This window comes from Streptomyces roseolus (genome assembly GCF_014649855.1).
In the GTDB taxonomy this organism is placed as follows: Bacteria; Actinomycetota; Actinomycetes; order Streptomycetales; family Streptomycetaceae; genus Streptomyces; species Streptomyces roseolus.
Window position 1 is genome coordinate 259,388 of record NZ_BMTV01000003.1, and the last position, 11,644, is coordinate 271,031.

Consider the following 11,644-nt stretch of genomic DNA (forward strand, 5'->3'; position numbering starts at 1 on the left):
GCCGTGGGGTAGCGATGGGCCATGCTCCTCGCCGCCGAAACCCTGCTGCCCGTCGACGCCTCGCTCGCCGCGGCCCTCGTCGTCCTGCTCCTCGTGGCCACCGGGGCGGTGGCGCTGTTCCGGCTGTCACCGGACGGATCGTCCGGGCGGGCCCGCGGGATCGTGACCGCCGGGCTGCGGGCGGCGGCGCAACTCGCCGCGGTGTCCGCGGTGATCGGCTGGGCCGTCCACCGCACCGCGAGCCTGATCGGGTTCCTCCTCCTGATGCTCTCCGTCGCGACCCGGACCGCCGGACGCCGCATCACCCGGAACGGGACCTGGTGGTGGGCGGCCCTGCCGATCGCGGCCCCCGTGGTGCCCACCGTCGCCGGGCTCGTCGCGGCGGGACTGCTGACCGTGCCCGGCCTCGCCGTCGTCCCGGTGGCCGGGATCCTCATCGGCGGTGCGCTGACGGCGACGGTCCTCGCCGGGCGCCGGGCGCTGGACGAACTCGACCAGCGGCACGGCGAGGTGGAGGCCGGGCTCGCGCTCGGCCTCCCGGAGCGGGAGGCGCGGCTCGAAGTGGCCCGCGCGGCCGCCTCGGACGCGCTGCTGCCCGCCCTGGACCAGACCCGCACCGTCGGCCTGGTGACGCTGCCGGGAGCCTTCGTCGGCATGCTCCTCGGCGGCGCCTCCCCCGTCGCGGCCGGCGCGGTCCAGCTGTTCGTGCTCGTCGCCCTGCTCGCCGTCGAGGCGCTCGCCATCGCCCTGACCCTGGAACTGGCCGCCCGCGGCCGGATCCACCGCCGACCCGGCCACGGGGCGGACACGAAGGCGTGACACGCGTTTCAACTAAAGCTAGCCTTACCTGAGTTGGGGCGCCCGACGGGCGCCCCGGCCCGCCCGCGTGCGCGCGATCGACCACCCGGGCAAGGGCGCCGCCGGTGGGCGGCGCCGAGCACGAACGTCGCCCTCGGCCCGCCGGAAACGGCCGGGCCGCCCACGAATGGAGTGGCTCCGTGACCGCTGCCCGGGAATCCCTTGCGGGCGGCGCCGCCGCCGGGACCGAGGAATCCGGCCGCCCCGCCCCGTCCCTGACGGCGCGCCGGGGGCCGGACCCGCGCGAGGAGCTCCGGGGCCGCACGGTCGTGGTCAAGTTCGGCGGCAACGCCATGGTGGACGGGGCGCTCCTGGAGGCGTTCGCCCGCGATGTCGCGGAGCTGCGGGACGCCGGCCTGCTGCCGGTCGTGGTGCACGGCGGCGGCCCACAGATCAGCGCGATGCTCGACCGGCTCGGCCTGGAGGTCCGCTTCGAGGCGGGCATGCGGGTGACCACACCGGAGGCCATGGACGTGGTCCGGATGGTCCTGACCGGCCGGATCCAGCGGGAGCTCGTCGGCGCGCTCAACGCCCACGGCCCGTACGCCGTGGGCCTGTCGGGCGAGGACGCCCGCCTGCTGACCGCCGTACGGCGCCCGGCCTCGGTGGGCGGACGGCTCGTGGACATCGGCCTCGTGGGCGACATCGTGGCCGTGTCGCCGGAGACCGCGCGGGCGATGCTGGACGGGGGACTCGTCCCGGTCGTCTCCCCGGTCGCGCGCGGCGCGGACGGCCAGGTGTACAACGTCAACGCCGATCTCGCCGCGTCCGCCCTGGCGGTCGCCCTCGGCGCCGACCGGCTGGTGGTGCTCACCGACGTCGACGGCCTGTACGCGGACTGGCCGCACGGCACCGAGGTGATCGGGCGCCTGACGGCCACGGAGCTGGGAACGCTGCTTCCGGGGCTCGCGAGCGGCATGGTGCCGAAGATGGAGGGCTGCCTGCGGGCCGTGCGCGCGGGCGTGGGCCGGGCCCAGGTCCTCGACGGGCGGCTGCCGCACGCGGTGCTGCACGGCCTGTTCTCGGCGGACGCCCGGGGCACCACCATCGTCCCGGACGAGCCGTCCGGCGCCCCCGCCCGCCAGGAGGCCCGCGCGTGAGCGCCGGCGCGCCCGCCCCGCCCACCGGGCCGCCCGCGCTCCCCGGCGCCGCGGGCCCGTCGCGGGTCCTCAGGTCGCCAGGGCGCGGGCCAGCACCCGGGCGCCGCGGCCCGGATCCAGGGACCGCGCCCACGCGGCCGGGGCCAGGCTCGGGCGGACGGGCGTGAAGCCGTGGCGGAGGAAGAGGCGGCCGCTGCCGGTCGTCGCCGTGAACAGGGTCGCGAGCGCGCGGTTCACGGCCCTGGCCGTCGCCGCCTGCAGCAGGTGGCCGCCCAGGCCCGATCCCTGGCGGTACGGGGCGACGCAGAAGTTGTACAGCACTCCGGCACCCGGGTGTTCGCGCAGCCCGAGGCAGCCTTCGAGGGCGCCGTCGGGCCCCTCGGCGACGAGGAAGTCGGACGCCCGCGCGAGGTAGAGGGAGAGCGGGCGCTCGCGCAGGGCCCCCGTGCGGACGAAGGGGCGGGAGAGGGCCGCGAGTCGCGGGCCTTCGTCCCGGCGGGCCGCCCGCACGGTGAACCCGGGTGCGGCGGCGGTCGGGCGGGGCGCGGGGGGCGGCGCGACGGGACGTGGCGGTGCCGTGGTCAAGGCGTTCCTTCCTCGGGTTCCACCGTGCGCGGAGGGGCTCCCCGGCGGAGCCGGGGGTGGTCGGACCGCCGCGCGACTCCGGCGAGACGCACGAGAGTTAGGTTAGCCTTACCTTTCCTGCGAGCCAAGTGGGCCGTGTGAACCGCGCGTGCGCGTGGGCGCCTACGCGCACGCGCGGCCCGGGTAGTCGTCGCTCTCCGGGGCCCCGGCCGCGCGCATGCGCCGGACGACCTCCGGGAGCAGCGCGTCCTCCACGGGGGCGGGGACGTTCAGTTCCACGTCGAAGACCAGGGTCTCCCCCGCCGCCGTCCAGACGACCCGGCGGGGCGGGTCCCCGGGCGCCCGCCAGAGGTGCGCCCACGCGTCGAGCCCGTCCGCCCGTCCGGTCACTTCGCCCACGACCCCTTCGTGTCCCGGCCGTCCACGAACGTCGTCACGACCTCGATGTCCCCGATCCGGGGGGGATCGACGCGGCGCGGGTCGTCGCCGAGGACGACCAGGTCGGCCCGCTTGCCGGGGGTGAGGGTGCCCGCGCTGTCGTCCCAGCGGCAGGCGTGGGCGCCCGCGACGGTGTACGCCCGCAGGGCCTCCTCGACCGTGATGCCCTCGTCGGGACCGATGAGGGCGCCCGAGGCGGAGGCGCGCTCGACCATGAACTGGATCGCCCGCAGCGGCGCGCCGTCCGTGACGGGCCGGTCGGAGCTGCCGACGAGGGTCACGCCGTGGTCGAGGAAGGCCCGGCCCCGGTACATCCAGGGGGCGCGGCGCTCCCCCATCACGGCGGCGTAGTCGTCGCCGAAGGAGCGGAGGAAGTGGGGCTGGACGACCGCGCTGACGCCGAGCGCGGCGAAGCGCGGGAGCTGGTCGGGGCGGATCAGCCCGGCGTGCTCGACGCGGTGGCGGGCGTCGGGGCGGGGGCGCAGCTTCTGCGCCCGCTCCAGGGCGTCGAGGGCGAGGTCGGCCGCCCGGTCGCCGATGGCGTGCACGGCGAGCTGCCAGCCGCCGAGGTGCCCGTCGACGATGAGGTCCGTGAGGCGTTCCGGGTCGTCCTGGAGCTGCCCGGTGTGGTCGCCCATCCCCTCGTACGGCTCCGTGAGGGCGGCCGTCCGCGCCATCATGCCGCCGTCGGTGTAGATCTTGAGGGCGCCGACGGAGAGCCAGTCGTCGCCGAAGCCGGTGCGCAGGCCGAGGTCGAGGGCGCGCGGGATGCCGTCACGCGCGTGGGCCCCGGCGGGCCTCAGGGTGTCGCCGCCCGGCATGAGCTGGACCCGCAGCGGCAGCCGGCCCTCGTCCCGCAGGAGCTGGTAGGCGCCGAGTTCGACCGGGCTGTGGCCGAGCAGGCCGCCGCCGATCCCGGCCTCGGCGCAGGCGGTGACGCCCTCCGAGAGGCAGACGCGGCCGGCGTGCTCGACGGCGTCGGCGAGTTCGGCCTGGGAGTGGGGCAGGCGGAGCCTGCGTACGGCGCCCATGGCGCTCTCGACGAGGAGGCCGTCCTCGTGGGGGACGTCGGCCGGGATCAGGTCGAGCACGGCGGTGTTGACGACGCAGGCGTGGCCGGAGTCGTGCATGAGGAAGACGCGGCGGCCCTGGCCGACGGTGTCGAGTTCGGCGGCGGTGAGGTGCCGGCCGAGGGCCCGCTGGTCGTAGCCGCCGATGCTGACCCAGGCGCCGGCCTCGCGGCGGGACGCCGCGTCCGCCACGGCGGCGAGGACGTCGTCGATCCGGGTGAGGCCGGTGATGTCGGGGGTGCGCGCCTTCAGGCCGGTCCACGACAGGTGCACGTGGCTGTCGATGAACCCGGGGAGCACGGTGGCCCCCTGGAGGTCGACGACCTCCCGGGCGGGCAGGGCGGTCACGGCCTCGTCCAGGCCGGCGACGCGGCCGTGCCAGATGCCCAGGTCGTGGGCGACCGGGTGGTCCGGGTCCATGGTGAGGATGTTCCCGTTCGTCAGCCTGGCGCAGAGCATCATGGGCGGTCCGTCCTAGCGTCGTTCGGCCATCACGGCGTCGGTGGCGGGGGCGCCGCCTTCGGGGTCCTCCGGCGCGAACCGCTTGGGCGCTACGGGCACCATCAGGGGCGTACCGGTCTCGGGGTCGTCGATGATGCGGCAGGGCAGCCCGAACACGTCCTCGACCAGGTCGGCGGTCATGACGTCGGCGGGGGCGCCCTGGGCGGCGATCGTGCCGCCGGGGCGCATCACGATGAGGTGGGTGGCGTAGCGGCACGCCTGGTTGAGGTCGTGGAGCACCGCCACGACCGTGTGGCCCTTGCGGGCGTGCAGTTCGGCGCACAGGTCGAGGACGTCGACCTGATGGGCGATGTCGAGGAAGGTGGTGGGCTCGTCGAGGAGCAGCAGCGAGGTCTGCTGGGCGAGCACCATGGAGAGCCAGACGCGCTGACGCTGGCCGCCGGAGAGGTCGTCGACGGGGCGGTCGGCGAGCTCCAGGACGCCGGTCTGCCGCATCGCCTCCACGACGGCCGTCTCGTCCTCGGCGGACCACTGCCTGAGCATGCCCTGGTGGGGGTAGCGGCCGCGGGCGACGAGGTCGCCGACGGTGATGCCGCCGGGCGCGGTGGAGGTCTGCGGCAGGAGTCCGATGCGGCGGGCGACCTCGCGCGAACGGTACGAGGAGAGGGCGGCGCCGTCGAGGTAGACCTGCCCGGCGCGGGGCTTGAGCATCCGCGCGAGGGCCTTGAGGAGGGTGGACTTGCCGCAGGCGTTGGGTCCGATGATCACGGTGAAGGAGCGGTCGGGGATGGCGACGCCGAGGTGGTCGGCCACCGTCCGCCGGTCGTAGGAGAGCGTCAGGTCCTCGGCGCGCAGCCGGGGCGTCGGGGTGTTCGTTCCGGTCATGCGCGGCTCTTTCGCGACTCGGTGATCAACAGCCAGATGAGGTAGAGCCCGCCGATGGTTCCGGTGGCGGTGCCCACCGGGAGGAGGGCCGGGGCGAAGAGGCGCTGCGCGGCGAGGTCGCTCGCCGCGAGGAGCAGCGCGCCCATGAGCGCGGCGGGCAGCAGGGCGGGCCCCGCGGTGCGGGTGAGGCGTCGGGCGAGCTGGGGTGCCGCCAGGGCGATGAACCAGATGGGTCCGGTCACGGCCGTGGCGAAGGCGGCCAGCGCGACGCTGACGAGGAGCAGCACCGCGCGGGTGCGGGCGACGTCGACGCCGAGGGCCGTGGCGGTGAGGTCGCCCATCTCCACCATGGCGAGCCGGCGGGAGAGGAGGAAGGCGGGCGGGAGGAGGACGGCGACCGCGATCAGGATGGCGTTCGCGTGCGTCCAGCCGCGGTTGCCCAGGCTTCCGATCAGCCACGCCTGGGCCTCCAGGGCCTCCTGGAAGGTCGCCCGGGTGATCAGGTACGAGTTGACGGCGAGCAGCAGCGCACTGACGCCGATGCCGATGACGACCAGCCGGAAGCCCTGGAGGCCGCGGCCCAGCATGAGGAGGTGGACGGCGGCGGCGGTGGCGAGGCCGCCGATCAGGGCGCCGGTCGCGATCTGGGTCATGCTGCCGTGCAGCACGATGATGACGGTGAGGGCGCCGACGGCGGAGCCGTTGGTGAAGCCGATGATGTCCGGGCTGCCCAGCGCGTTGCCGGTGAGGCTGGTGAGGAGGGCGCCGCTGACGGCGAGGGCGGCGCCCACGGCCAGGGCGGTCAGCAGCCGGGGCAGGCGCAGGGTGTTGACGATGAAGTCGGCGCCTCCGGAGTCCCCGCCGGCGAGGGCCCGCAGCACTTCCGCGACGGTCAGTTCGTAGTCTCCGGTGGTCAGCGAGACGAGCGCGACGGCGAGGAGGGCGAGGAGGATCGCGGCCGTCACGGCCAGCGTCCTGCCCCGGACCCGTACGGACAGCCCGCCGGCCGGGGTGCGCAGGACCGTTCCGGTGATCACCCGCGGCCGGTGGGCGAACCGGCCCGACGCGCGCGGGGATCCGGGGTGCGGGGCGGTCCCGCCCCCGCGTGCGGCGCTCACAGCATGACCAGCTTCCGACGGCGGCACAGCGCCAGGAACACGGGGGCGCCGATGAACGCGGTGACGATGCCCACCTGGACCTCGCCGGGGGCGCCGATCACGCGGCCCACGACGTCGGCCCCGACGAGCAGGACCGGGGCGAGCGCCATCGAGTAGGCGAGCACCCAGCGCTGGTCCGGGCCGACGACGAAGCGGGCGATGTGCGGGACGACGAGCCCGACGAAGGCGATCGGGCCGGCGGCGGCCGTCGCGGCGCCGCACAGCAGCACGACGCCCACGGCGCCGAGGATCCGGGTGCGGTGGACGTTCACGCCGAGGGCGCGGCCCATCTGGTCGCCCAGGGCGAGGGCGTTGAGCGCGGGGCCGAGGACCAGGGCGACGAGCAGGCCGACGACGACGAAGGGGAGGATCACGTACACGACGTCGAGGTACCGGCCGGCGAGCGAGCCCACCGTCCAGAACCGGAACTGGTCGAAGGCGCGCGGATTCAGCAGCAGGACGGCCGAGTTGAAGGCGTACAGCACGGCGGTGACGGCCGCGCCGGCGACGACCAGCCGGTCCGGCGTGGCGACCTTCCGCCCCGAGGAGCCCAGGAGGTACACGACGGCCGAGGCGAGGGCCGCGCCGGCCAGGGCGAACCACACGTAGCCCAGGACCGAGCCGATGCCCAGGAAGGCGATGGCGGTGACGACCCCGGTCGAGGAGCCCAGGCTGATCCCGAGGAGACCGGGCTCGGCGAGCGGGTTGCGGGTCAGCGCCTGCATCAGCGCTCCGGACAGGCCGAGGGCCGCGCCGACGAGCAGTCCGAGCACGGTCCTGGGGATGCGGTAGTCGTGGATGATGACCGAGGTCTCGGAGCCGTCGGGGTGCCAGAGCGCGCTCCACGTGGCGGTGAAGGGGATTCCGCGCGTCCCCGTCCACACGCTGAGCAGGCCGACGAGGACGAGAGCGGCGACCACGGCGAGCAGCCCGGCGCTCCGCAGCGCCGTGGTGGTGCCGCGGGGCTCGGGCGGGACGGCGGGGGCGGCCTCCTCGTCGGGCACCGCCTGGGTTTCGACCGGCAACGACAATTCCCCCTGACGGCGGTGCACGCGTACCGCGATCGTTCGGGTGCGGGAGGGACGGGGCAGCGACTCGGCGCGTATGGGTCTTGCAACTTAGGCGAGGCTAACCGAACGTGGAGGGAGGGTCAACGCACCTGAAAACAGGGGGAGATGGAACACGAAACCCCTCTCCGCAGAGGCGTTCGACCTCCGCACGAGCGGTCTCGATCTTAGAGTAGCCTTACCTAACTTCCCAGACTCCCCACGGAGGGCCACATGCCAGTCGGAGGACCGACCGGGGGGCTCGTCCTCCGCGATGCCGTCAGAGGACAACGCCGGAGGGTCGTCTCGGCGTCCCTGCTCGGCATGACCCACCAGGCGTGCGAGGCGCTGGTGCCCGTCGTCATCGGCGCCGCCATCGACACGGCCGTCGCCACCGGGTCCACGCCGGCGCTCCTGCGGTGGCTCCTGGTGCTCGGCGTCCTCTTCCTCGTCCTGTCCACCTGCTACCGGACCAGCGCCCGGATCGCCGAGGGAGCCGGCGAACACGCCGCGCACCGGCTGCGGCTCGAACTCGGCGCCCGGGTGCTCGACCCGCGCGGCGGGGCCGACGCGCACCGGCTCCCGGGCGCGCTGACCAGCATCGCCACCAACGACGCCCGCCGCGTCGGCTCGGTCGCCACCGTCCTCCCCTACGGCTGCGCGGCGATCGCCGCGCTCGTGGTCAGCGCGGTCGCCCTGCTGAGGATCTCCGTACCGCTCGGCCTGCTCGTCCTGCTCGGCATCCCGCCGCTGCTGTGGCTCGGCCACCGCATCAGCCGGCCCCTGGAACGGCGCAGCGAGGCCGAACAGGAGAGCGCCGCGCACGCCTCCGGCGTCGCCGCCGACCTGGTCTCCGGACTCCGCGTCCTCAAGGGCATGGGCGCCGAGTCCGCCGCCGTGGCCCGCTACCGCACCACCAGCCAGGACTCCCTCGCCGCCGCGCTGCGGGCGGCCCGCAGCCGCGCCGGACACGAGGGGGCGCTGCTCGCCCTGACCGGCGTCTTCATCGCGGTCATCGGCATCACCGGCGCCTACCTCGCGATGCGCGGGAGCATCAGCGTCGGCGACCTGGTCGCCGCGGTCGGCCTGGCGCAGTTCCTCCTCGGTCCCTTCCAGCTGCTCGCCTACTCCAACGCCGAGTTCGCCCAGGCGCGCGCCTCCGCCCGGCGGATCGCCGAGGTCCTCGCCTCCCCCGCCGCCGTCGACGGCGGCGACCGGGCCCCGGCCGGCACCGCGGCCGGGCACGTCCGGCTGCGGGACGTCCGGCTCGGCTCGCTGCGCGGGATCGACCTCGACCTCCCGGCCGGCAGCCTCACCGGCGTCGTGACCCGGGACCCGGCCGTCGCCCACGACCTGCTCCTCGCCCTCGCCCGCGAGGCGGACCCGGCCGGCGGACGCGTCGAACTCGACGGCGTCCCCCTGACCGAGCTCGACCCCGACCGGCTGCGCCGCTCGGTCCTCGTCGCCCCCCACGACGCCGACCTGTTCGAGAGCAGCCTGCTGGAGAACGTGCGGGCGGGCGCCGCCGGCACCGGCGCGGAGGCCGTCGACGCCGCCCTCACCGCCTCCACGGCGGACGAGGTGGCCCGGCTGCTGCCCGACGGCGCGGACACGGTGCTCGCCGAACGCGGCAGGTCCCTCTCCGGCGGCCAGCGCCAGCGCGTCGCGCTGGCCCGGGCGCTCGCCGCCGACCGCCCCGTCCTCGTCCTGCACGACCCGACGACCGCCGTGGACACCGTCACCGAGTCCCGGATCGCCGCCCGGCTGCGGGACGTCCGGCAGGGGCGCACCACGGTCCTGATCACCACCAGTCCGGCCCTCCTCGCGGTGACGGACCGGGTGGTCGTCCTCGACGGGGGGACGGTGACGGCCGACGGCGCGCACACCGCGCTCGTCGCCGGCGACGAGACCTACCGCGCGGCGGTGCTCGGATGACCGCCGTGCACGGGGACGGCACGGGCCTCGCCGGGACGACGGGCACGACGGGGAACACGGAGGCGGAGACGGACATGAGCGCGACCGACACGCACGAACCGCACCGCACGGACCGCACGGACCGCACGGACCGGTCGGACCCGTCGGAACACGGCCGTCGGCCGGACCGCACGGACCCGTCCGACCGCGGGCAGCGCCCTGACCGCACAGCCCCGTCGGACCGCACGGCCCCCTCCGACCGCACGGACCCCTCCGACCGCGCGCGCCGCCCGGACCGCGCGCTGCTGCCGACGGCGAGCGGCGCGGAGAGCGCGGCCGCGCTCCGGGCGATCCTGCGCGGCCACCGGCTCCTGGTCGTCGCCGCCGTCCTCGTCCTGGTCGCCGGGACCGGGATCGGCCTGCTGACCGCCCCGCTGCTCGGCCACATCGTCGACCTGGTGGTGGACCGCGAGGGGCCCGGCGCCCTGACGGTGCCCCTGGTGCTGCTCGTCGTGGTGGCGCTGGCGCGGGGCGTCGCCGCCGCGTTCGGCAGCGCCCTGGTGGCCCGGCTCGGCGAGACGGTCCTCGCCGCCGTGCGCGAGCGGTTCATCGAGCGGGCGCTCCGGCTGCCCCTCGAACGCGTCGAGGCGGCCGGCTCCGGAGACCTCGTCTCCCGGGTCACCAGCGACGTTTCCGTGATCGCCAAGTCGGTGCGCCAGGCCCTGCCCGAGTTCACCCGCTCCGCGCTCACCATCGTCCTCACCCTGGTCGGACTCGCCGTCCTGGACGGGCGGTTCCTCCTCGCCGCGCTCCTCGCCCTGCCCGTCCAGGTGCTGTCCGTCCGCTGGTACCTGCGGCGGGCCGCCCCCGTGTACGCCGAGCACCGCGTCGCCACGGGCGCGCTCCAGCACCAGCTGCTCGACAGCATCGGCGGGGTGCGCACCGTCCGCGCCTTCCGGCTGAACGACCGGCACGCCACCCTCCTGGAGGACCGGTCGGGCGCCGCGCGCGACGTGGCGCTGCGGGGGCTGCACATCGTCACCGGCTTCTTCTCCCGGCTGAACCTCGCCGAGTTCATCGGCCTCGCCGCCATGCTCGGCACCGGCTTCCTGCTCGTCCGGAACGGCTCGGTGAGCATCGGCACGGCCACCGCCGCCGCCCTGTACTTCCACAGCCTGTTCAACCCCGTCAACGCCGCGCTCTTCCTCATCGACGACGCCCAGTCGGCGGGCGCCAGCCTCGCCCGCCTGATCGGCGTCGCGAACCTGGCCGCCGAGCCGGCGCCGGAGGGCGGGGTCGCGCCGGTCGACGGCGCGGTCGAGGTCACCGGGCTCGGCCACGCGTACGCGGACGGGCGCCCCGTGCTCACCGACGTCGACCTGGAGGTGCGCAGCGGGGAGCGGGTGGCCCTGGTGGGCGCGAGCGGCGCGGGCAAGACCACGCTGGCCAAGGTCATCGCCGGCGTGCACCGGCCGGCCGGCGGCACGATCTCCCTCGGCGGGGTCGACGTCCGCGAGCTGGGGCCGGACGGGGTCCGGCGCGCGGTGACCCTCATCAGCCAGGAGGTCCACGTGTTCGCCGGTCCGCTGGCCGAGGACCTCCGGCTGGCCCGGCCGGAGGCCACGGACGAGGAGCTGCGGGAGGCGCTCGACCGCGTCGGCGCCCTGGAGTGGGCCCGGGCCCTGCCCGAGGGCCTGGCCACCGTCGTGGGCGAGGGCGGGCACCGGCTGACGGTCGCCCAGGCCCAGCACCTCGCGCTGGCCCGGCTCGTGCTCGCGGACCCGCCCGTCGCCATCCTGGACGAGGCGACCGCCGACGCGGGCAGCGCGGGCGCGCGCGTCCTGGAGGAGGCCGCGGCCCGCGCCCTCGAAGGACGCACGGGCCTGCTGGTCGCCCACCGGCTGCCCCAGGCAGCGGCGGCGGACCGCGTCGTCGTCCTGGACGGGGGCCGGGTCGTCGAGACCGGCACCCACGACGCACTCGTCGCGGCCGGCGGCCGCTACGCCGCGCTGTGGACGGCGTGGTCGGACAGCCGGCGGACGGCCGGAGCCCCGGAGGACGGGGGCGAGGACGGGTCCGGGCCGGCGCCCGGCGCCCGGTAGCGGTCCCGCACGCCGCCGCCCCCGGAG

10 protein-coding genes are annotated in these 11,644 nt (G+C 76.0%); 4 read left to right on the forward strand and 6 right to left on the reverse strand.

Annotated elements, in window-relative coordinates:
* Positions 1-21: 21 nt before the first annotated feature.
* Both IE245_RS05040 and argB read left to right on the forward strand, forming a co-directional pair.
* Positions 22-819 carry an ABC transporter permease gene (locus tag IE245_RS05040; protein WP_189945492.1) on the forward strand — a complete coding sequence of 266 codons (798 nt, stop codon included), beginning with the start codon at positions 22-24 and terminating at the stop codon, positions 817-819.
* Between the two features lie 332 nt (positions 820-1,151).
* On the forward strand, positions 1,152-1,958 hold the full coding sequence (argB, locus tag IE245_RS05045; protein ID WP_229851089.1) for an acetylglutamate kinase: 807 nt from the start codon (positions 1,152-1,154) through the stop codon (positions 1,956-1,958).
* Between the two features lie 69 nt (positions 1,959-2,027).
* On the opposite strand, the gene IE245_RS05050 is transcribed toward argB, so the two are convergent.
* The 6 genes from IE245_RS05050 to IE245_RS05075 form a co-directional block, all read right to left on the reverse strand.
* Positions 2,028-2,543: a GNAT family N-acetyltransferase gene (locus IE245_RS05050; RefSeq protein WP_189945494.1), complete on the reverse strand. Its 516-nt coding sequence runs from the start codon at positions 2,541-2,543 to the stop codon at positions 2,028-2,030.
* Positions 2,544-2,705: 162 nt separating this feature from the next.
* A complete protein-coding gene (locus IE245_RS05055; protein ID WP_189945495.1) occupies positions 2,706-2,942 on the reverse strand; it encodes a hypothetical protein in 237 nt (78 codons plus the stop codon).
* Entirely contained in the window at positions 2,930-4,510 is a 1,581-nt protein-coding gene (locus IE245_RS05060) for an amidohydrolase (protein WP_189945583.1), read from the reverse strand. The genes IE245_RS05055 and IE245_RS05060 overlap by 13 nt, the downstream gene beginning before the upstream one ends.
* A gap of 15 nt (positions 4,511-4,525) precedes the next feature.
* Positions 4,526-5,398, reverse strand: coding sequence for an ABC transporter ATP-binding protein (locus IE245_RS05065; RefSeq protein ID WP_189945496.1), 873 nt, complete (start codon positions 5,396-5,398; stop codon positions 4,526-4,528).
* The gene (locus IE245_RS05070; protein ID WP_373305269.1) at positions 5,395-6,435 is read right to left on the reverse strand and encodes a FecCD family ABC transporter permease; all 1,041 of its coding nucleotides are present in this window, start codon (positions 6,433-6,435) and stop codon (positions 5,395-5,397) included. The genes IE245_RS05065 and IE245_RS05070 overlap by 4 nt, the downstream gene beginning before the upstream one ends.
* 77 nt (positions 6,436-6,512) lie before the next feature.
* Positions 6,513-7,580 carry a FecCD family ABC transporter permease gene (locus tag IE245_RS05075; RefSeq protein ID WP_189945498.1) on the reverse strand — a complete coding sequence of 356 codons (1,068 nt, stop codon included), beginning with the start codon at positions 7,578-7,580 and terminating at the stop codon, positions 6,513-6,515.
* Positions 7,581-7,835: 255 nt separating this feature from the next.
* On the opposite strand from IE245_RS05075, the gene IE245_RS05080 reads away from it, so the two are divergent.
* Positions 7,836-9,536, forward strand: a complete 1,701-nt coding sequence (locus tag IE245_RS05080; protein ID WP_189945499.1) for an ABC transporter ATP-binding protein — start codon at positions 7,836-7,838, stop codon at positions 9,534-9,536.
* Positions 9,533-11,617: an ABC transporter ATP-binding protein gene (locus IE245_RS05085; protein ID WP_229851073.1), complete on the forward strand. Its 2,085-nt coding sequence runs from the start codon at positions 9,533-9,535 to the stop codon at positions 11,615-11,617. The genes IE245_RS05080 and IE245_RS05085 overlap by 4 nt, the downstream gene beginning before the upstream one ends.
* Positions 11,618-11,644 lie beyond the last annotated feature (27 nt).